Below are 20,767 nucleotides of genomic sequence, written 5' to 3' on the forward strand. Positions count from 1 at the left end.
GACTTCCGGTATGCGCTGCGTCACACACTTCCCGCAGACCGGCGGCGCCGGGACGGCCGTTCTACCTGTTTCGGATACGTGTATTCCGCCGATACCGGTCAGGCGCGGTTCTGCTCCGCCACCCACGCCGCGATCTGGGTGCGCGATCCGTAGCCGAGTTTGGCGAGCACCCGCTCGACATGGCCTTCCGCCGTCCGCTGCGAGATCACGAGTGTCTCGGCGATGTCCCGGTTGGTCATGCCCTGGGCGACGAGATCGGCGACCTGCCGCTCGCGTCGGGTCAGAGCCGGTGCGTCCGCGGCAGGCACCACGATCCGCATCGGGGCCGTCGGCGCGTCCATCTCGGGGCGCGTGAGTCCGGAGACATCTCCCCGCGACAGTGCATAGTCGACGGCATCGGCGAATTCGAGAGCGCCGCCGCGAGTGAACGCCCCCTCGAAGGCCCGCTCACCGAGGAGGGCACGACACCGCCGCCGGCACTCTTCGTGGAACAACATCATGGTCGGTATCAGCACCGGGGGCACCCCCATCGCCTGCCGGAGCGACTCGGCGGCCCCCGAGAGGACTGCAGCCCGTTCGCCGTCCCGCGCCAGCGCCGCACCCCACGCCGACGACTCGAGACAGCCCGCTCCCGCGAATCGGTCGTCGACCTGGACGGAGAGGGCGAGCGCCTCCGTGAACAGCGCGGTCGCTCGGTCGTACCCGCCCTGCCGCCACCACGTCAGACCCAACAGGAACATCGCCCGCGCGCGACACTGAGACTCCCCGCGGGATCGCGTGATCGCGAGCACCTCCTCGTGGCATGCCCGAGCACGTCCGATGTCACCGTCCATCCCCGCCACGAGCCCCAACGCCAGCAGCGCCCAGATCAGGCGATGGGGATCCGTCAGGCTTCGGAACGGTCCGACAGCTCGCTCGAAATGACCGATCGCCTCGGTCAACTCACCCCGATACAGTGCCTGGCGCCCGCGCGCGTGCGACACGATCGCGTCCGCGACCGGATCGCCGATCTCGGCGGCAAGACGGTCGGCCTCGGTGACGAGCGCCGTCCCCGCGGCGAAGTCCTCCTGCATTCCCGCGAATTGACTGGCCGCGGCCAGCGCCGCGATCCGTCGGAAGTCGGGGCCGTCGTCCGACGCAGCGAGCACCCGGGCGAACCAGTGCCGGCCCTCCCCGAGCATCCCGCGGCAGAACCAGAACGGGAACAGCGCGTTGGCCATCCGGACCCCCGCCTCGCCTTCCGCGGAATCGGTGACGCTGAACTCGAGCGCGTCCCGCAGATTCGCTCGCTCGCGGGTCAGTCGCGCGACCGTCTCGGGCTGCCGGGGACCGATCCAGTGCGCCTCGGCATCCTCCGCGAGGTGCAGATACCAGTCGCGGTGTCGCCCCCGGAATCGTCCGCACTCCCCCGACTCTTCGAGCCTCTCCTGTCCGTAATCCCGCAACGTCTCGAGCATCCCGTATCGGACCGTGGTACCCGTCTTCTCGGCGGTGAGGATCGACTTGTCGACAAGCGACGCGACCAGGTCCACCATGTTGCCCGATCCGGCCCCGTCGGCGCAGACGCCCTCGACGGCATCGAGTTCGAAGCCACCGGAGAACACTGCGAGCCGGCTCCACAGTCGCTGTTCCGCCTGCGTGCACAGCCCGTAACTCCAGTCGACGCTGAGTCGCAGTGTCTGCAGCCGCGTGGGCGCCACCCGGCTACCGGCGGTGAGGATTCGGTACCGGTCGGAGAGACGTTCGAGAATCTGCTCGGGCGACAGCGCCCGCAGCCGCGCCGCCGCCAGTTCGATCGGAAGCGGAAGCCCGTCGAGTCGGTGACAGATCTGCACCACGGTCTCCCGATTGTCCTCGGTGACCGCGAAGTCCGGGACGGCCGCGCGGGCGCGCTCCTCGAACAGCGTCACCGACTCGTACCGGGGCAACGCCTCGAGGCTCGGCGGCCGATCCGGGTCCGGAACGGGCAGCGGGGGAACGCGAAGGACCGCCTCCCCACCCACCCCCAAAGGTTCACGACTCGTCGCCACGACGCGCACACTCGGACACTCGCGCAGTAGTTCGTCGACCAGCTTCGCGGCTGCGTCGACGAGGTGCTCGCAGTTGTCCAGCACGAGGAGCACGTTCCGGTCCGCCAGGTGGTCGACGAGCAGGTGCGCCGTGGGCTGCGCGGCCTGATCGTGAAGCCCGAACACCTCGGCGACCGTGTCCGGCACCAGACCCGGGTCGTGCAGCTCCGCCAACTCGACGAACCATGCGCCGTCCGGGAAGTCGCGCTGCACGTCCTCCGCCACCCGCAGCGCGAGACGAGTCTTGCCGACGCCGCCGATACCGAGGAGCGTCACCAGCCTGGACTCGGAGAGCAAGCGCTTGGCACCGGTGAGTTCGCGCCGTCGACCGACGAACGTCGTCAACGTGGAGGGCAGGTTTCCCTGTCTGCTGCTACCGGCGGTGGGCGACATGAGCTGTCACGCTCCCTCGATCCGCTTGCTGATTCGACGGTACGCCGATCGACGCCGAATCATCGCGCTCTCGGCACCCACTACCGTTGACCGCGTGGACGGCCATCAGATCGACATCATCCGACTGGCGTGGGCGCGGGAACTGGGCCTTCCAGACCGAGCCCTCACCGACTCGGGCGCCCGTCACGTTCGGGTCGACGAGAGCGTCGACCGGATCAGGTTCGTGACGATCGCCGGCGCGAGCGCGCTCGTCGGCCCCGGCTGGGCGGTGCAGCGGGCACAGCAGCACGACGACGACGAACTCGTCCACGCGGGCGGTCTGCTCTCCCTCGCGAAGGACCATGCCGGACGCTGTTCGGGGCCCGTCGAACTGGGCTGGGCCGCCGACTTCGGTAAGAGCATCGCGGTCGAGGAGCCCCTCGTCTCCCATGAACGCGAGCACGTCGCCGCGCTCGAGGGTCTGTGTCCGCCGGACGATGTCGCCGAGGCCGACCTGTCCCGTAAGTCCACCTGGTTCACCATCGTCGACGACGATCACCATCCACTCGCATCCGCCGGCTACGCCGAATGGCAGGGCATCGTCGCCGACATGGGGGCGTTGACCGTCCCGTCCGCGCGACGGCGCGGGCTCGGTGCGACGGCGACTCAGTTGGCAACCAACGACGCGCTCGACGCCGGACTGATTCCACAGTGGCGCGCACACCGCGACAACACGGCATCGCGGAGGCTGGCCGCCCGCCTCGGGTACGAGGAACTCGGAACCCACCTGTCGATCGCGGTGACGGCCAGTACCGTGTGAGAAGGATCGACACACGGAGCTGATGTGCGATGAGCGACGACGGTAGGGACCCGACGACCGACACCGGCGTGGGCGCGGATTTCGTGGAACCCGGCGAGGAGTTCACCCGCGACACCCACTACATCACCACCCGGATCACCGCCGACGGGCGGGACGGGTACCCGGCCGAGCCCGGCCGATATCGGCTGGTCGTCGCGCGCGCGTGCCCGTGGGCGAACCGCGCGATCATCGTCCGACGACTCCTCGGGCTGGAAGACGTTCTCTCGATGGGGATCTGCGGGCCCACCCACGACGAACGAAGCTGGACGTTCGATCTCGATCCCGGTGGCGTCGATCCGGTGCTGCAGATCCCCCGCCTGCAGGACGCGTACTTCGCCCGCTTTCCCGACTATTCCCGCGGCATCACCGTGCCCGCGATGGTGGAGATCGCGACCGGGCAGGTGGTCACCAACGACTTTTCCCAGATCACGCTCGACCTCTCGACCGAATGGAAGGAGTTCCACCGCGAGGGAGCCCCGGATCTGTACCCGGAGGACCTGCGGCACGAGATCGACGAGGTCGCGGACCTGGTGTTCCGGGACGTCAACAACGGTGTGTACCGCTGTGGTTTCGCCGGATCACAGGACGCCTACGACAGCGCGTACGACCGGCTGTTCGACCGTCTCGACTGGCTCACCGAGCGGCTGTCCACCCAGCGATTCCTGGTGGGCGACACCATCACCGAGGCTGACGTCCGGCTCTTCACGACACTCGCCCGTTTCGACGCGGTGTACCACGGTCATTTCAAGTGCAATCGCAGCAAGCTGTCCGAGATGCCCGTGCTGTGGAACTACGCACGAGACCTGTTCCAGACACCGGGATTCGGTGACACCATCGACTTCACCCAGATCAAGCAGCACTACTACATCGTTCATCGCGACATCAATCCGACACAGATCGTCCCGAAGGGTCCGGACCTGTCGCACTGGCTCGAACCGCACGGCCGCGAGGCTCTCGGCGGACGACCTTTCGGGAGCGGCACCGCGCCGCACCCACCACGACCGGAAGAGGTTGTGCCGCTGTCACACTGGGCCACCGAACGTTGGACTACCGGGCGGTAAGAATGACGTCGTTCACTCCCCGGTGTAGGTACCGAAGCTCCAGTAGACGCCCTCCGGATCGCGGCACGTGAACCCGCGGGAACCGTAGTCCTCGTCACTCAGACCGTCGACGACGGTCGCCCCGGCGTCCACCGCCCGCAGGTACAGCCCGTCCGGGTCGTCGGTTACCAGGTAGACCGCGCCGACGCCGGTGGGGAGATCGGTGAGCACCGAGTCCTCGCGCGGCGACCCGAGCATCACGCCCCCGCCGCCCGGCCACCCCAGTTCGGCGTGATCCACGCGGTCGCCTTCGCCGTGGACCGCTTTCTCCTCGAAACCGAACGCCTCGACGAGGAACACGATCGCTGCGCGGGCGTCCGCATACCGCAACGCGGGCCAGACCCGGGTCGAACCAGCCATGTCGAATACCCACCTTCCGCTCGGCGCCACGGACCAGTCCAGCCTATCCGCAGGAACGGACCCTCGACCGGGGAATTCAGCGGGCGTCTCGTCCGTTTCCGTAGAGTCGGTGACAACAGAACCGGGTCGCCGACACCGCATACGAGTGAGGACCGACGATGGCCGAGAAGCAGAGCCGACTGGAGTCGACGATCGTCTCCGTACTGGACAACGCGAGCCGACTGCAGGCGCCCGCAGTCGCGAAATACGTCGAACGCGTGCGCCGGGCCCACCCCGACGAGACGCCCGCGCAGATCGTCACGCGGATGGAGAAGATGTTCCTGACCGCCGTGACCGGCAGTGGCAGCGCGGTCGGCGCCGCGGCCGCCGTCCCGGCCGTGGGCACAGTCGCGTCGATCGCCGCGGTCGGCGCCGAGACGGCGTTCTTCATCGAGGCCTCCGCGCTGCTCACGCTCGCGATCGCCTCGGTCCACGGCATCTCACCGGTCGACCACCAGCAGCGTCGCGCGCTCGTCCTGTCAGTCGCGCTGGGTGAATCGGGGATGGAGATCGTCGAGCGGGCAACCGGACTCACCGCGACCAACTGGGCGCGACTCGTCACCGGCCGGATTCCGCCCGGAACGATGCGGGCAATGAACAGTTCGCTGGTGCGTAAGTTCGTCACCAAGTACGCGGCCAAGCGCAGTGCGCTGGTCCTCGGCAAACTCCTTCCGGCGGGCGTCGGCGCGGTGATCGGCGGGGCCGGAAACCGTGCGATCGGGCGCGGGGTGATCGACAATGCACGGGAGGCGTTCGGCCCGGCGCCCGCGATCTGGCCCGACCGGGTCGATCCACACAGTGCGGCCAGGCTCCACGTCGTCGAGCCACTGGACAGCGAGAACCGCATCATCCGGCGCTGAGGCCGAGGGCCGGAGCGAGGAAAGGACGACCGCCGTGCTCCCGGACACCCCCAGCCGACCCCACGTCCTGACCGCCGGTTCCGGCGCGCGGACGGTGGTACTGATCCACGGGTACTCCGATCACGGTGGCACATGGCAGAAGGTGATTCCCACCCTGGCCGAGCGGTATCGGGTGCTCGCCGTGGATCTTCCCGGCTTCGGGCGCAGTGCCGGGCATTGGCGGGAACCACTCATCGACGGTTACGTGGAGGCACTCACCGATCTTGTTGCAGGAGAGTCGGATCGCGTCAGCGTGATCGGCAACTCGCTGGGGTCGGTGACGGCGTTGGCGTTCGCCTCCCGGCGACCCGACCTGGTCGCGAATGTCGTGCTCTCGGACATGCCGGGCGTGACCCGGATCCCGCGGTCATGGACCCGAGGGACCCAGTTGCGGATCGACCGGATGGCCCGCGTGCTCACCGGGCCGCTTCCCGATCGCTATCTCCAGCAGATGGTGGGCGCCGTCTACGCGAGCCTGGCACTGCGGCACCCGCGGCGGGCCGACGCCGCCGTCCGTGCCGGCTACGCCGAGCACTACGCGACCCGCCAGCAGATCGCGAACCTGCTCGCGATCGGCACCGTCGTCATCCGCGAGATCGCGCAGATGCCGATACCTCGGATGTTGGACGAACTGACCGTGCCGGCGCTACTGGTCTGGGGCGAGAACGACCTGCTCACCCCGGCCAGCGCGGCCCGTCGCGTAGCCGCCACCGCCGATCGCACGGTCACGATCATTCCGAGTTGCGGTCATTGCCCGCAATTGGACTGCCCGAGCGAGTTCCTCGCCGAAGTGCTCCCGTTCCTGACCCGCTGACCCACCCTTCCGGTCGGTACAGTCGAACCATGCCCGGCCAGCTTCGAGTGACGTTCGCTCGACTGGTGGCACTCTGTGCGCTCACCCTTGGCGTGCTCGCGATGCACCACGTGACCACCGGAACCCTCAGCGGATCCGCGGCAGCCTTCCAGCACGGGAGCGGCCACTCCGACCACCCCACCCAACCGGTTCCGGACGATCCCAGTCACACACCCGGACACGGCGCCTTCCACCTGTGCCTCGCGGTCCTCGTCGCGGCCACCCTCACCATCGCGATCTGGCTACTGCTGCGCACGGCGCGCGCCCAGCGCATTCGCCTCCGTCGAGCAGCAGGTCCGGGGCAGCGCGCCGGCCGCGGACCGCCGTTCGCCCCCACCACGTCGACATTCCTGTCCACCCTGTGCATCCTGCGAGTGTGACAGGGCCACTGCGACAAGGCCTTTCGGCCTTTCGATCGCAGCCCGGTCCCTGATCACCGAATACGTGAGGAAACAACAGATCATGAACACCAAGCGCATGCTCGTCTCCGTCGGATCCGCGGCGGCCGTCGTGGCCCTCGTCGCCGGCTGTTCCGACAACGGCTCCGACAACACCGCAACCACCACTTCGACGACAAGCGCGTCCGCGACCGAGTCCGGCACGGCCGAACAGGGCGGACCGCACAACCAGGCGGACGTCGAGTACGTCCAGATGATGATCCCGCACCACGAACAGGCCGTCGAGATGGCCGAACTCGTCCCCAGCCGCAGCGGCAACCCCGATGTCATCGCGCTCGCCTCGCAGATCGAGAAGGCCCAGGGCCCGGAGATCGAGCAGATGGAGGGCTGGCTGAAGGCGTGGGGCGTACCGGAACCCAGCGCGGCCCACTCCCCCGGCGCGACCACCGACCACGACGATTCGGATCACGACGGCATGGATCACGGCACGCCGGTTCCCATGACGTCGATGCCGACGATGACCTCCGCACCGATGACCTCGGCACCGATGAACTCCATGCCCGGAATGGAGGGCGGCGGCCACGGCATGATGACCGGCGACCAGATGAAGGCGCTCGAGAACGCGAACGGCCCCGAATTCGACCGCATGTGGCTCGAGATGATGATCGAGCACCACCAGGGCGCGGTCGCCAGTTCCGAGCAGATCCTCCAGAACGGTGAGAACGAGCAGGTCCGTCAGTTGGCGCAGCAGATCGTCGCCAGCCAGCAGGCGGAGATCGCCCAGATGGAAGCGCTGCTGAACAAGTAGTCCGGCCATCCGGTCCGGCCGGCGGCCGTGCACCCGGCGTCGGCGACGCCGGGTGCACGGTCCGGACCGACCGGTACCCTCTCGTTGATTCGATCGGTCGTCATCGGCACGAGGGGGAATCGTGAGCATCCAGTTCGGCGCACCCGCCGCAATCGAAGCGCTGGCGCTGTCCAAACAGTTCAAATCGGTTCGCGCGGTGTCCGACCTGAGTTTCACCGTGCCGCACGGATCGATCACCGGCTTCCTCGGACCCAACGGCTCGGGGAAGACGACGACGCTCCGAATGTTGCTCGGGCTGATCCGCCCGACCGGTGGCGACTCCACGATCCTCGGGGTTCCGTTCGGCAGGATCGACGACCCCGCGCGTGTGGTCGGCGTCGTCCTCGACTCTCGCGGCCTGCATCCCGCCCGAACGGCTCTCGACCATCTGAGGGTGTACGCGTCGGCCATCGGCGTTCCGGACGCCCGCGCCGGACAGGTCCTGCACCTCGTCGGTCTCACCGATGCCGCGGATCGCAAGGCGGGAGTCTTCTCCCTCGGCATGCGCCAACGCCTGGCCCTCGCGACTGCACTGCTCGGCGATCCGCAGATCCTCGTGCTCGACGAACCGGCGAACGGTCTCGACCCGGAGGGCATCGCGTGGCTGCGCGAATTCCTACTCGGCTTCGCCCGCTCCGGGCGCACCGTGCTGGTGTCCAGTCACCTCCTGCGAGAGGTGGAGCAGATGGTCGACCACGTCGTGATCGTCAGCCGCGGAACACTCGTCCATCAGGGATCGATGGAGGAACTACGCACGGCGCATCGCGCCCGTCTCCTCGTCGCGTGCTCGGATCCCGCTCGCCTCGCGACCGCCCTGGCTGCGACCGGCGTCGTCGACACCACGCATCTCGCGGACGGCCGCATCGCGATCGGCGGATCCGATCCCGGCACCGTCGGCCGGGTGGCCGCCGATGCCGACGTCACGGTCTTCGGCGCCGCCACCGAACACGTCGACCTCGAGCAGGTGTTCTTGGCGATGACGTCCGGGCAGTACGCCGCACCCGGATCGGCCGTCACCCCGGGCTACGGTCCGCCGCCGCCCGGCTACGGAGCGCCTCCGGGCTATCCCCCGACCCAGTCGCCCCCACCACAGCCGATCCAGCCGTGGTTCGGCCCGACGAACGGAGGTGGACCGCGATGACCCGACTGTTGACCGCGGAGTTCCGCAAGGTGATCACGCTCCGGTTCTGGTGGGCGCTCGGGCTCGCGCCGCTGTTGATCGGTGTGATGTCCGGTGCGATCAGCATGCCGCTCATCTCCGCAGTCGCCTCCGACTCCGAGTCGGACGAGATCGGGATTGCCGTCGCCGGCATCGGCCTGTTCGTCGCGCTCGGTTCGGTGTTCCTGTTCGCGGCGCTGTTCGGGGCCGTCAACGCGGGCGCCGAATACCGGCACCACACCCTCGCCGGCACGTTCCTGACCACGCGGGGACGAGACCAAGTGGTGGGCGCGAAGCTGGCGGTCACGGCCGGGTTCGGCCTGCTGTACTGCCTGGTCATCGAGATCGTGAGCGTGCCGCTCCTGCTGATCGCGTCGCCGGACGAATTCCAGGTGGACGGCACGATCCTCGGCGTCCTCGCGATCGGTCTGCTCGCGACCGCCCTGTGGACGCTGCTCGGCGCGGGCCTGGCCCTCACGACGGCCTCGTCGATCGGTAGCGCCGTCGGGCTCGTCGCGTGGTACGTCCTCGGCGAAGGGGTCACCCGGCTGATCCTGTCCGGGCTCGGACTCGACGCCGTCGGCCAGTGGCTACCCGGGTCGGTCACGGTCGCCGCGTTCATCGACGTCGTCGACGACGGCGCCCTCGACGGCCTGCCCGGATGGCCGCTCTCGCTGTTCGTACTGGCGCTGTGGGCGGCCACGGCGTGCGGGCTCGGCTGGTGGGCCACCCGCAGCCGCGACATCACCTGACAGGCGCCACCGGACCAGCCACCCCCGCGAGGCTGTCGTGCCACCGGACTACCGTTGATCGCGATGGAAAAACAGGATGCGACACCGGTGGCCGACGAGCACCGCGGCTGGATACGACGACTCACCGCGGAGTGCTGGAACCACCGGAGGACCGCCGTCGGTGCGCTCGCGGTGACGGTGGTGGCGGCGATCATCGACATCGCGTTCCCACTGCTGACGAAGGTCGCGGTCGATGCGGCGTCGGGCGGCGAATCAACCGCCACCCGTGTCATCGGCGGAATCGCGGTGCTCATCGCGATCCTCGGCTGTGTCCGCTTCGGCTGTCAGTACGGGCGCCGCATGCTGGCGGGACGGCTGTCCCTGGACGTACAGCACGACCTGCGGCTGGGCCTGCTCGGTTCGCTGCAGCGTCTCGACGGCCGCGGGCAGGACCAGATCCGCACCGGCCAGGTGGTGTCCCGGTCGATCACCGACCTCCAACTCGTCCAGGGCCTGCTCGCGATGGTGCCGATGTCGGCGGGTGTCGTACTGCAGTTCGTCCTGGCCCTGGTGATCATGGCTTGGCTCTCGCCGCTGCTCACCGTCGTCGCGCTCGTCGTGGTGCCCGCGGTCGGACTTGTCGTGTATCTCGTGCGGCCCACACTGTTCGCGGCCACGTGGTCCGCCCAGCAGCGCGCCGCCGACCTCGCGCAGCACGTCGAGGAGACGGTCACCGGTGTGCGGGTCGTCAAGGGTTTCGGCCAGGAATCGCGGGCCGTCGACCAGCTCGAGGACCTCGGCCGCACGCTGTATGCCGAGCGCCTGCGCGCGGCGCGGATCAACGCGCGCTTCGCGCCGTCGATGGCGGCGCTGCCCCAACTCGGCCTCGTCGGCGTCGTCGCGCTCGGCGGCTGGCTCGCCCTCCACGGCCAGATCACGGTCGGCACATTCCTCGCGTTCGCGGCGTACGTCGTGACGATGACCACCGCCACCCGGACGCTGTCCCAGGTCGTGATCATGGCTCAGCTGTCTCGGGCCGCGGTCGAGCGTGTGTACGAGGTGATCGACACCGAGCCCGAGGTGTCCGATCCGGCGCATCCGGTCGACCTGCCGGACGGCCCGCTCGGCGTCCAACTGCGTGACGTCGGATTCGGCTTCGACGACGACCTCAGCGTGCTGTCCGGTCTCGACCTCACCATCGCCCCCGGCGAATCCGTCGCCGTCGTGGGCCCGGCCGGATCCGGCAAGACCGCGCTGTCGCTGCTGCTCCCACGCTTCTACGCACCGCACACCGGGAGCGTGTCGCTCACCTCCGAAGGCCGGGTCTTCGACGTCGCCGACGTGCGTGCCGACCAGCTCCGCGCGGCCGTCGGCCTGGTGTTCGACGAACCGTTCCTGTTCTCCGACACAATCGCGGCGAACATCGCGCTCGGCCGTCCCGAAGCCAGCGCCGAGGAGATCCGGGCCGCCGCGAAACTGGCTCAGGCCGACGAGTTCATCGCGGCGCTCAGCGACGGCTACGACACCGTCGTCGGCGAGCGCGGCCTCACCCTGTCGGGAGGCCAGCGGCAGCGCGTCGCGCTCGCCCGCGCGCTGCTCGTCGACCCGCGGGTGCTCATCCTCGACGACGCGACGTCCGCAGTGGACGCCACCACCGAAGCCGTCATCTTCGACGGCATCCGCAGCGGCCGGGAGCGGACGACGCTCATCCTGGCGCACCGCCGGTCCACGCTCACCCTCGCCGATCGTGTCGCGGTCCTCGAAGGGGGACGCATCATCGACATCGGCACCGTCGACGAGCTCGACGAACGGTGCCCGCTGTTCCGCACGCTGCTCGCGTCGCCGGATCCGTCCGACACCACCACCACAGACGACGCCGCACCCGTCGCCGCCGTCCCCGAGCCCACCGAGGCCCAGCTGTGGCCCGAGGCCGACACCGAACGCGCGACAGGCGACGGTGCCCCCGCGCAGCCGGGTCTCGGGCACGGCGGCGGTGGCGGCGGCGGGCACATGTCGGGCGCGCTCGGTGGCGTGGCCGCGACGCCGGAGTTGCGGCGCGCTGTCGAGGCCCTGCCGCCGGCGGACGAGGATCCCGATACCGACACCGGCCGACTACGGCGCGACGACCCAGAGTTCCGGCTGGGCCGGCTGCTGCACCCGGTGCGGTGGATCCTCGCCGGTATCGTCGCGTGCCTCGCACTGGACTCGCTGATCGGCATCGCGTTCCCGGCGATCGTCCGCTACGCGATCGACCACGGCGTGGTTCCCGGTGACACGGCTCCGCTGTGGGCGGCCGCTGCCGTCGGCACGGTACTGGCGCTGGTCGGCTGGCTCGTCGTCGCGATCCTCACGGTGATCACGGCCCGGGCCGGCGAGCGGGTGCTGTTCGGGCTGCGTGTGCGCAGCTACGCCCACCTGCAGCGACTGGGTCTGGACTACTACGAGCGCGAATTGTCGGGGCGGATCATGACCCGCATGACCACCGACGTCGACGCGCTGTCGTCGTTCATCCAGACCGGCCTGTCGACCGCGGTGGTATCGCTGCTGACGCTCGTCGGGATCGCGGTCGCGCTCCTGGTCACCGATGTCACGCTCGCGCTCGTCGCGCTCGCCGCGCTCGTTCCGCTGACGGCCGCCACGGTGGTCTTCCGGCGAGTGTCGAGCACCGCGTACTCGGTGTCGCGTGAGCGGATCTCGCTGGTCAACGCCGAGTTCCAGGAGAACGTCGCCGGGCTGCGCGCCGCACAGGCCTATCGCCGCGAGGAGTTCACCGCGCAGCGATTCGCCGAACGCGCGGACAGCTACCGCCGCAGCCGCATGCGGTCGCAGCGGGCGATCTCGGTGTACTTCCCCTTCATCACGCTGCTGTCGGATCTGGCGCTGGCCGCGGTCGTGTTCGTCGGTGCGCACCGGGTCGCCGACGGCTCGGCCACGGCCGGCACGCTCGTCGCGTTCGTGCTGTACCTCGGACTGCTGTTCGGCCCGATTCAGCAGCTGTCGCAGGTGTTCGACGGCTACCAGCAGGCCGACGTCGGACTACGACGCATCGGCGACCTCCTCGCCACACCCAGTTCCATCGAGACCGCCGACGCCGAACGGACCGTCCCCATCACCGGGCACCTGCGCGGCGACGTGCTGTTCGACGACGTCACCTTCCGCTACCAGGGCGCCGAGTCGGACGCCCTCAGCGACATCTCGCTGCAGATTCCGTCCGGGACGACGGTCGCGCTCGTCGGCCGGACCGGGGCGGGCAAGTCGACCGTCGTGAAACTCCTCGCCCGCTTCTACGACCCGACGACGGGATCGGTCCGGGTCGACCACGAGGATCTGCGCCGTTATCCGCTCCACGACTATCGGCGGCGGCTCGGCGTCGTGCCGCAGGAGGCCCACCTGTTCACCGGCACCGTCGCGAGCAACATCGCGTACGGCCGACCGGACGCGTCCCGCGCCGACATCGAAGCCGCCGCGCGAGCGGTGGGCGCCCTGCCGACGATCGCGGCGCTACGCGGGGGTATGAACCAGCCCATCGGCGAGCGCGGACAGGGACTGTCCGCGGGGCAACGTCAGCTGATCGCGCTCGCGCGCGCCGAGATGGTCGATCCGGACCTGTTGCTGCTCGACGAGGCCACCGCGACCCTCGATCCGGCGACCGAGCGGATCGTCCTCGAATCGAACCGCATGGTCACCCGGAAACGCACGTCAGTGGTGGTCGCGCACCGGCTCGCGACTGCCGCGCGCGCCGATCTGGTGGTGGTCGTCGACGGCGGCAGAATCGTCGAAAGTGGTGCTCACAGCACCCTTCGCCATGCGGGCGGTCACTACTCGCGGCTCTGTGATGCGGCGGCGCGTGAACAGGGGAATAATTCGTCCGCGAGAACCGTCTTCGATGGTGACCCCATCGCAACAGTGTGAGACAGCCAACACGCGGCGGACCGGATGGCCACGTCCGCCGTACGGACGCTAGCCTCATGTGTATAGGCGCTCTGATCGGGTACCGAAGAAAGAAACGAGGCGAACACCTGCCGTGAGCAGCAGCTCTACTTCCCAGTTCGGACAGAACCAGTGGTTGGTTGACGAGATGTACCAACGCTTCCAGGATGATCCCTCATCCGTGGACGCGAGTTGGCACGAGTTTCTGACGGATTACTCGCCCGACGCGGCGAATGCCGCCGGGAACGGTGAGGCGCTGAACGGCGCCGGTGATGTCGCCACCAAGGCCGCGAACGGGGCCACCGCCCCGGCACCGGCAGCTGCAGCTCCCGCCGCACCGGCACCCGCTGCTGCTCCCCCGGCCGCGCCGGCTCCCCCGGCCCCGAAGCCCGCCTCCGCTCCGGCACCCAAGGCGGCAGCGCCGGCCCCCAAGGCTGCGACGCCGGCCCCCAAGGCTGCCGCGGCTGCTCCCGCGGAGACCTCCACGCAGGCCGCCAACCAGGTCCTGCGCGGTGCGGCCGCCACCGTTGCCCGCAACATGTCCGCCTCGCTCAGCATTCCGACGGCCACCAGTGTCCGCGCCATCCCGGCCAAGTTGATGTTCGACAACCGCATCGTCATCAACAACCACCTCGCCCGGACCCGTGGCGGCAAGATCTCGTTCACCCACATCCTCGGGTACGCGATCGTGCAGGCGGTCAACTCGTTCCCGAACATGAACCGCCACTTCGCCGAGATCGACGGCAAGCCCAACGTCGTCACCCCGGCACAGACCAACCTCGGTCTGGCCATCGACCTGCCCGGCAAGAACGGCAGCCGTTCGCTGGTCGTCGCTGCCATCAAGGGCACCGAGTCGATGAACTTCGTGCAGTTCTACGGCGCCTACGAGGACATCGTCCGTCGTGCCCGTGACGGCAAGCTCACTGCCGAGGACTTCTCCGGTGTCACGATCTCGCTCACCAACCCGGGCGGCATCGGCACCGTGCACTCCGTGCCCCGCCTGATGCAGGGCCAGGGCGCCATCATCGGCGCCGGCGCAATGGAGTACCCGGCCGAGTTCCAGGGTGCGAGCGACGAGCGCATCGCGGACATGGGCGTCGGCAAGCTCATGACGCTGACCTCCACCTACGACCACCGCATCATCCAGGGTGCCGAGTCCGGCGACTTCCTCCGGACCATCCACAACCTGCTGATCAGCGACGAGTTCTACGACGAGGTCTTCCACTCGCTGCACATTCCTTACGAGCCGGTCCGCTGGCGCAAGGATGTGCCGGAGGGCGCAGTCGACAAGAGCACGCGAGTGCTCGAGATGATCGCGGCGTACCGCAACCGTGGTCACCTGATGGCCGACACGGATCCGCTGCAGTTCGTCAAGGACAAGTTCCGCAGCCACCCCGACCTGGACGTCACGAGCCACGGCCTGACACTGTGGGACCTGGACCGCGAGTTCAACGTCGGCGGCTTCCACGGCAAGTCGCGGATGAAGCTCCGCGATGTGCTGTCGATCCTGCGTGATGCGTACGCACGCCACATCGGCGTCGAGTACACGCACATCCTCGAGCCCGAGCAGCAGTCCTGGCTGCAGGAGCGCGTCGAGGCCAAGCACGTCAAGCCGACGGTCGCGCAGCAGAAGTACATCCTGAGCAAGCTCAACGCCGCCGAGGCGTTCGAGACGTTCCTGCAGACCAAGTACGTCGGCCAGAAGCGCTTCTCGCTCGAGGGTGCCGAGTCGGTCATCCCGATGATGGACGCCGTCATCGACCAGAGCGCCGAGCACGCCCTCGACGAGGTCGTCATCGGCATGCCGCACCGTGGTCGCCTCAACGTGCTCGCGAACATCGTGGGCAAGCCGTACTCGAAGATCTTCACCGAGTTCGAGGGCAACATGAACCCGGCGGCCGCGCACGGCTCCGGCGACGTGAAGTACCACTTGGGCGCCGAGGGCACCTACATCCAGATGTTCGGCGAGAACGACATCAAGGTCTCGCTCACCGCGAACCCGTCGCACCTCGAAGCGGTCGACCCGGTCCTCGAGGGCTTGGTCCGCGCGAAGCAGGACATCCTGGACAAGGGCCAGGAAGGCTTCACCGTCCTGCCGCTGATGCTGCACGGCGATGCGGCGTTCGCCGGCCAGGGTGTCGTTGCCGAGACCCTGAACCTGGCGCTGCTGCGCGGCTACCGCACCGGCGGCACCGTGCACATCGTGGTCAACAACCAGGTCGGCTTCACCACCGCCCCGGAGCACTCGCGTTCGTCCGAGTACTGCACCGACGTCGCGAAGATGATCGGCGCGCCGATCTTCCACGTGAACGGCGACGACCCCGAGGCATGTGTCTGGGTGGCCCAGTTGGCCGTCGACTTCCGTGAGAAGTTCGGCAAGGACGTCGTGATCGACCTCATCTGCTACCGCCGTCGCGGTCACAACGAGGGCGACGACCCGTCGATGACGCAGCCGGCGATGTACGACCTGATCGACACCAAGCGCAGCGTCCGCAAGAGCTACACGGAGGCCCTGATCGGCCGCGGCGACATCTCGCTCAAGGAGGCCGAGGACGCCCTGCGCGACTACCAGGGCCAGCTGGAGCGGGTGTTCAACGAGGTTCGCGAGCTCGAGAAGTTCAAGCCGGAACCGTCGGAGTCGGTCGAGCTCGACCAGACCCCGCCGGCCCGCCTCACCACCGCGGTCGACGCGGCGACACTCGCCCGCATCGGCGACGCGTTCGTCAACGTCCCCGAGGGCTTCACGGTGCACCCGCGCGTCAAGCCGGTCATCGAGAAGCGCCGCGAGATGTCCCGCGAGGGCAACGTCGACTGGGCGTTCGCCGAGCTGCTCGCGTTCGGTTCGCTGGCCGAGCAGGGCGCCATGGTGCGCCTGGCCGGGCAGGACTCGCGCCGCGGCACGTTCACGCAGCGTCACTCCGTGCTGATCGACCGCAAGAACGGCGACGAGTACAGCCCGATCGCGGATCTCGCGACGAGGGCCGACAACGGCGGCAAGTTCATGGTCTACGACTCTGCGCTCACCGAGTTCGCGGGCCTGGGCTTCGAGTACGGCTACTCGGTCGGCAACCCCGACGCCCTGGTGCTGTGGGAAGCGCAGTTCGGCGACTTCGTCAACGGCGCGCAGACCATCATCGACGAGTTCATCTCGTCCGGTGAGGCCAAGTGGGGTCAGCTGTCCGACGTCGTGCTGCTGCTGCCGCACGGCCACGAGGGCCAGGGCCCGGACCACACGTCCGGCCGCATCGAGCGCTTCCTGCAGCTGTGCGCCGAGGGCTCGATGACGGTGTCGATGCCGTCGACCCCGGCCAGCTACTTCCACCTGCTGCGTCGCCACCACCTGGACGGCATCCGCCGCCCGCTCGTGGTGTTCACGCCGAAGTCGATGCTGCGCAACAAGGCTGCGGTCAGCAATCTCGAAGACTTCACCACGGGCAAGTTCCGCTCGGTGTTCGAGGAGCCGTCGTACGAGTCCGACGGTGGCGACCGCACCAAGGTCAAGCGTGTGCTGCTGACCGCGGGCAAGATCTACTGGGAGCTGCTCGCCAAGAAGCAGAAGGAGAATCGCGACGACGTCGCGATCGTCCGGATCGAGCAGCTGTACCCGATCCCGCGCCGCCGCATCGCGGAGACGCTGGACCGCTACCCGAATGTCACCGAGTTCAACTGGGTGCAGGAGGAGCCGGCGAACCAGGGCGCATGGCCGTTCCTCGGCCTGGCCCTGCCGGAGCTGCTTCCCGAGAAGCTCGCGGGCATCAAGCGCGTCTCGCGTCGTGCGATGTCGGCACCGTCGTCGGGCTCGAGCAAGGTCCACGCCGTCGAGCAGCAGGAGATCATCGACGCGGCGTTCTCGCCCACGAAGTGATCCGCCTGATCGGCTGAGACAACGACACCGGCCCGTCCACTCTTCCCGAGTGGGCGGGCCGGTGTCGTCTCTTCGGCTCCTCTGAAACCGCGATAAGTGCGCAAAGCGCGGCTTCGGGCCCTCGAGAGCCGCGATAAGTGCGCGAAACGCGAGAGACCGGTCAGCCGCCGAGCAGGGCTGCGGCCGCTCCGGCGCTGAGCGCGACCGCGGGCAGTGCCGTGACCAGCATTTCGATCAGCTCGTCGCGGGGGATCTCCGGTGTGCGCAGCCACGTGATGGTGGCCTCCTCGACGAAGGCGATCCAGCCTCGCACCGAGAGGGCGATACGGGCATCGGGTTCGATTCCGAGTGTCGGGAGTTGCTCGACAACTCGGCGGGCCATCTCGGCGCGGGTCGCCTCGAAGACCTCCCGCATCGCGGGGTCACCACTGGCCGTGCCGCGCAGCAGTGACACGTAGGTGTCGCAGTTGTCGGAAACGTAGTCGACGTACGACGCCATGACGTCGCGCAGGATGTCGATGGGCGCGAGGTCGAGGTTCGGAGCGGTGCGGGCGAGCATCTCGGCGCTCGTGTGTCGCACGATCTCGACGTGGAAGTCGTGCTTGGACGCGAAGTAGTGGAACAGCAGGCCACGCGAAACGCCGGCCTTGTCGGCGATGTCCTCGACCGAGATCTGCTCGAGTGGACGATCTGCCAGCATGCGGACGCCGAGGTCGATGAGCTGGGCCCGCCGCTCTTCCGGGCTCAGTCGTACGCGTTTGACTGCATCCATGCGACCACCTTACTGAATCGCAGTCAGTAAGCTATTGACTGTCGATCAACAAGCTCCTACGCTCCCATATATGAGTCTTCCAGTCACAGATACTTCCGCCAGGGCCGCGTCCCCGCGCCAGGTCGACACCCTGATCATCGGCAGCGGCTTCGCGGGTCTCGGCGCTGCTATCAAGCTGGCACAGGCGGGCAAGAAGGACTTCCTCGTTCTCGAGCGGGGCGACGACGTCGGCGGCACGTGGCGCGATAACACGTACCCCGGTGCCGCGTGCGACGTCCCCTCCCACCTGTACTCGTACTCCTTCGCCCTGAACCCCGAGTGGACGCGATCCTTCTCGCCGCAGCCCGAGATCCAGAACTACATCTCGTCGGTCGCGCGCCGGTACAGCGTCCTCGACAAGCACGTCTTCGGGTGCGAGGTGCAGTCCGCGCACTGGAACGAGACGTCTGCGCACTGGGAGGTGCAGACGTCGAAGGGCAACTTCGTCGCCAAAATCGTCGTCGCCGCCGTCGGCGCCCTGTGCGAGCCGTCGCTGCCCGACATCGAGGGCATCGAAGGCTTCGAGGGCGAAATCTTCCACTCCGCGCAGTGGAACCACGACGCCGACCTGAGCGGCAAGCGGATCGCCGTGATCGGCACGGGCGCGTCGGCCATCCAGATCGTGCCGCAACTCGCGGCGAAGGCCGCACAGCTCGACGTCTACCAACGCACCGCGCCGTGGATCCTGCCGCGCGCCGATCGCGAGTACACCAAGGCCGAGCACCTCGCGTTCAAGTACCTGCCCGGCTTCCAGAAGCTGTGCCGCACCGGCATCTACTGGATGCGTGAGACTCAGGTCGTCGGCCTCGCGAAGGCCCCGATCTTCATGAAGCCGCTGCAGTTCGCCGCCGAGCGGCACCTTCGCCGGCAGATCAAGGACCGGGACCTGCGCCGCAAGGTCACCCCGAACTTCCAGATCGGCTGCAAGCGCATGCTGATCTCCAACAACTACTACCCCGCGCTCGCGCAGCCGAACGTCGACGTCGTCACCGACGGTATCGCCGAGGTCCGCAAGGATTCGGTCGTCGACCGGGGCGGCGTCGAGCGCAAGGTCGACGCAATCGTCGTCGCCACCGGCTTCCATGTCACCGACTCCCCCACGTTCGCAGGCATTTTCGGCAAGGATGGGCGTTCGCTCGCACAGACCTTCGACGACGGAGGCCAGCAGGGTTACAAGGGTTCGGCGATCGCGAACTTCCCCAACATGTTCTTCCTGGTCGGCCCCAACACCGGACTCGGCCACAGCTCGATGGTGTTCATGATCGAGTCGCAGCTCAACTACGTCGTCGATGCGATCAAGGTGATCGAGCGCTACGACATCGGCACGATCGAGGTCCGCAAGGACGCGCAGGACACGTACAACCGAGAACTGCAGAACAAGCTCTCGAAGAGTGTGTGGAACAACGGCGGTTGCGCCAGTTGGTATCTCGACAAGCACGGCAACAACACGACGCTGTGGCCGGGTTTCACGTTCGAGTTCCGCAACATGACCAAGCAGTTCGATCTGGGGGCCTACCGCAGCGTGACGACCGGCGATCTGCCGGTGCCCACGATCGCGGCGCAGAAGCCGGCCGTGAATACCGCCTCCATCGAAGCGGACCTGGCCGATACCGATCTCGACGACGACAAGGTGGCAGCACAGTGAGCGAGTTCGCAGGCAAGGTCTGCGTCATCACCGGCGCAGGATCGGGTATCGGCCGCGCCGTGGCGCTGAACCTGGCCGGGCGGGGCGCGAAAATCGCCCTGTCCGACATGGATTCGACAGGGCTGGCCGAGACGGTTCGTCAGGTGGAGGCACTCGGCGCCGACGTCAAGTCCGATCATCTCGACGTCACGCAGCGCGAGGCGGTCCTCGCGTACGCCGACGCCGTGGTCGCCCACTTCGGCAAGGTGAACCAGGTGTACAACAACGCCGGCATCGCCTTCCACGGCGAGGTGGAGCGCTCGGAGTTCAAGGACATCGAGCGCATCATGGACGTCGACTTCTGGGGTGTCGTCAACGGCACCAAGGCGTTCCTGCCCCACGTGATCGCGTCCGGTGACGGACACATCGTGAACATCTCGAGCCTGTTCGGCCTGCTGGCGATCCCGGGCCAGAGTGCCTACAACGCAGCCAAGTTCGCGGTCCGTGGATTCACGGAGTCGCTCCGCCAGGAGATGCTCATCGCGAAACACCCGGTGAAGGTCACGTGCGTGCACCCCGGCGGCATCAAGACCGCGATCGCGCGGAACGCAACGATGCCCGACGGCGACGACCAGGTGACCTTCGCCCAGTTCTTCGACAAGCGTCTCGCGCGCACAACACCCGAGGATGCCGCGAAGACCATCGTGAACGGCGTCCGCAAGGGCAAGGCGCGCGTGCTGATCGGCGCGGATGCCAAGTTCCTCGATGCATGGGTACGGATCGTCGGCCCGAGCTATCAGCGGGTCGTCGCGACGATCACCTCACGCGTGATGCCGAAGTCCAAGTAGCGA

The 20,767-nt window shown here is 68.1% G+C and carries 15 protein-coding genes; 12 read left to right on the plus strand and 3 right to left on the minus strand.

Annotated features, from left to right (window positions below; genetic code table 11):
• Positions 1 to 98: 98 nt before the first annotated feature.
• Positions 99 to 2,462, minus strand: coding sequence for an ATP-binding protein (locus C8K36_RS07525; RefSeq protein ID WP_107983868.1), 2,364 nt, complete (start codon positions 2,460 to 2,462; stop codon positions 99 to 101).
• A 94-nt stretch (positions 2,463 to 2,556) separates the two neighbouring features.
• On the opposite strand from C8K36_RS07525, the gene C8K36_RS07530 reads away from it, so the two are divergent.
• Both C8K36_RS07530 and C8K36_RS07535 read left to right on the plus strand, forming a co-directional pair.
• Positions 2,557 to 3,261, plus strand: a complete 705-nt coding sequence (locus C8K36_RS07530) for a GNAT family N-acetyltransferase (RefSeq protein ID WP_107984297.1) — start codon at positions 2,557 to 2,559, stop codon at positions 3,259 to 3,261.
• Positions 3,262 to 3,290: 29 nt separating this feature from the next.
• Positions 3,291 to 4,361, plus strand: a complete 1,071-nt coding sequence (locus C8K36_RS07535) for a glutathione S-transferase family protein (RefSeq protein WP_107983869.1) — start codon at positions 3,291 to 3,293, stop codon at positions 4,359 to 4,361.
• A 12-nt stretch (positions 4,362 to 4,373) separates the two neighbouring features.
• On the opposite strand, the gene C8K36_RS07540 is transcribed toward C8K36_RS07535, so the two are convergent.
• Positions 4,374 to 4,760: a VOC family protein gene (locus C8K36_RS07540; RefSeq protein WP_107983870.1), complete on the minus strand. Its 387-nt coding sequence runs from the start codon at positions 4,758 to 4,760 to the stop codon at positions 4,374 to 4,376.
• A gap of 158 nt (positions 4,761 to 4,918) precedes the next feature.
• Between C8K36_RS07540 and C8K36_RS07545 the strand changes: the two genes are divergently transcribed.
• The 8 genes from C8K36_RS07545 (at position 4,919) to C8K36_RS07580 (ending at position 17,481) form a co-directional block, all read left to right on the plus strand.
• Positions 4,919 to 5,659 (plus strand): hypothetical protein, encoded by a 741-nt coding sequence (locus C8K36_RS07545; RefSeq protein WP_107983871.1) that lies wholly within the window; start codon positions 4,919 to 4,921, stop codon positions 5,657 to 5,659.
• A gap of 34 nt (positions 5,660 to 5,693) precedes the next feature.
• Complete coding sequence (locus C8K36_RS07550; protein WP_258195309.1) at positions 5,694 to 6,512, plus strand: alpha/beta fold hydrolase; 819 nt, start codon at positions 5,694 to 5,696, stop codon at positions 6,510 to 6,512.
• 29 nt (positions 6,513 to 6,541) lie between these two features.
• Positions 6,542 to 6,931: a DUF6153 family protein gene (locus tag C8K36_RS07555; protein WP_146176467.1), complete on the plus strand. Its 390-nt coding sequence runs from the start codon at positions 6,542 to 6,544 to the stop codon at positions 6,929 to 6,931.
• Between the two features lie 82 nt (positions 6,932 to 7,013).
• On the plus strand, positions 7,014 to 7,757 hold the full coding sequence (locus tag C8K36_RS07560) for a DUF305 domain-containing protein (RefSeq protein WP_107983873.1): 744 nt from the start codon (positions 7,014 to 7,016) through the stop codon (positions 7,755 to 7,757).
• Between the two features lie 121 nt (positions 7,758 to 7,878).
• Positions 7,879 to 8,937, plus strand: a complete 1,059-nt coding sequence (locus tag C8K36_RS07565; protein WP_107983874.1) for an ABC transporter ATP-binding protein — start codon at positions 7,879 to 7,881, stop codon at positions 8,935 to 8,937.
• Positions 8,934 to 9,707, plus strand: a complete 774-nt coding sequence (locus tag C8K36_RS07570) for an ABC transporter permease (protein WP_107983875.1) — start codon at positions 8,934 to 8,936, stop codon at positions 9,705 to 9,707. The genes C8K36_RS07565 and C8K36_RS07570 overlap by 4 nt, the downstream gene beginning before the upstream one ends.
• Before the next feature lie 63 nt (positions 9,708 to 9,770).
• Positions 9,771 to 13,598: an ABC transporter ATP-binding protein gene (locus C8K36_RS07575; RefSeq protein WP_107983876.1), complete on the plus strand. Its 3,828-nt coding sequence runs from the start codon at positions 9,771 to 9,773 to the stop codon at positions 13,596 to 13,598.
• Positions 13,599 to 13,710: 112 nt separating this feature from the next.
• On the plus strand, positions 13,711 to 17,481 hold the full coding sequence (locus tag C8K36_RS07580; RefSeq protein WP_107983877.1) for a multifunctional oxoglutarate decarboxylase/oxoglutarate dehydrogenase thiamine pyrophosphate-binding subunit/dihydrolipoyllysine-residue succinyltransferase subunit: 3,771 nt from the start codon (positions 13,711 to 13,713) through the stop codon (positions 17,479 to 17,481).
• Positions 17,482 to 17,641: 160 nt separating this feature from the next.
• Here C8K36_RS07580 and C8K36_RS07585 read toward each other — a convergent pair whose 3' ends face one another.
• On the minus strand, positions 17,642 to 18,253 hold the full coding sequence (locus C8K36_RS07585) for a TetR/AcrR family transcriptional regulator (protein WP_107983878.1): 612 nt from the start codon (positions 18,251 to 18,253) through the stop codon (positions 17,642 to 17,644).
• Between the two features lie 70 nt (positions 18,254 to 18,323).
• On the opposite strand from C8K36_RS07585, the gene C8K36_RS07590 reads away from it, so the two are divergent.
• Both C8K36_RS07590 and C8K36_RS07595 read left to right on the plus strand, forming a co-directional pair.
• Positions 18,324 to 19,937, plus strand: a complete 1,614-nt coding sequence (locus C8K36_RS07590) for a flavin-containing monooxygenase (RefSeq protein WP_107983879.1) — start codon at positions 18,324 to 18,326, stop codon at positions 19,935 to 19,937.
• Positions 19,934 to 20,764 (plus strand): SDR family NAD(P)-dependent oxidoreductase, encoded by an 831-nt coding sequence (locus tag C8K36_RS07595; protein ID WP_107983880.1) that lies wholly within the window; start codon positions 19,934 to 19,936, stop codon positions 20,762 to 20,764. The genes C8K36_RS07590 and C8K36_RS07595 overlap by 4 nt, the downstream gene beginning before the upstream one ends.
• Positions 20,765 to 20,767 lie beyond the last annotated feature (3 nt).

It is taken from the genome of Rhodococcus sp. OK519 (genome assembly GCF_003051005.1).
GTDB lineage: Bacteria > Actinomycetota > Actinomycetes > Mycobacteriales > Mycobacteriaceae > Prescottella.

Excerpts from the sequence above, each read along its gene's own strand:
- C8K36_RS07575 (WP_107983876.1), top strand. The coding sequence starts at position 9,771 with ATGGAAAAACAGGATGCGACACCGGTGGCCGACGAGCACCGCGGCTGG.
- C8K36_RS07545 (WP_107983871.1), top strand. The coding sequence starts at position 4,919 with ATGGCCGAGAAGCAGAGCCGACTGGAGTCGACGATCGTCTCCGTACTG.
- C8K36_RS07540 (WP_107983870.1), bottom strand. The coding sequence starts at position 4,760 with ATGGCTGGTTCGACCCGGGTCTGGCCCGCGTTGCGGTATGCGGACGCC.
- C8K36_RS07535 (WP_107983869.1), top strand. The coding sequence starts at position 3,291 with ATGAGCGACGACGGTAGGGACCCGACGACCGACACCGGCGTGGGCGCG.
- C8K36_RS07590 (WP_107983879.1), top strand. The coding sequence starts at position 18,324 with ATGAGTCTTCCAGTCACAGATACTTCCGCCAGGGCCGCGTCCCCGCGC.
- C8K36_RS07560 (WP_107983873.1), top strand. The coding sequence starts at position 7,014 with ATGAACACCAAGCGCATGCTCGTCTCCGTCGGATCCGCGGCGGCCGTC.
- C8K36_RS07525 (WP_107983868.1), bottom strand. The coding sequence starts at position 2,462 with ATGTCGCCCACCGCCGGTAGCAGCAGACAGGGAAACCTGCCCTCCACG.
- C8K36_RS07585 (WP_107983878.1), bottom strand. The coding sequence starts at position 18,253 with ATGGATGCAGTCAAACGCGTACGACTGAGCCCGGAAGAGCGGCGGGCC.
- C8K36_RS07555 (WP_146176467.1), top strand. The coding sequence starts at position 6,542 with ATGCCCGGCCAGCTTCGAGTGACGTTCGCTCGACTGGTGGCACTCTGT.
- C8K36_RS07570 (WP_107983875.1), top strand. The coding sequence starts at position 8,934 with ATGACCCGACTGTTGACCGCGGAGTTCCGCAAGGTGATCACGCTCCGG.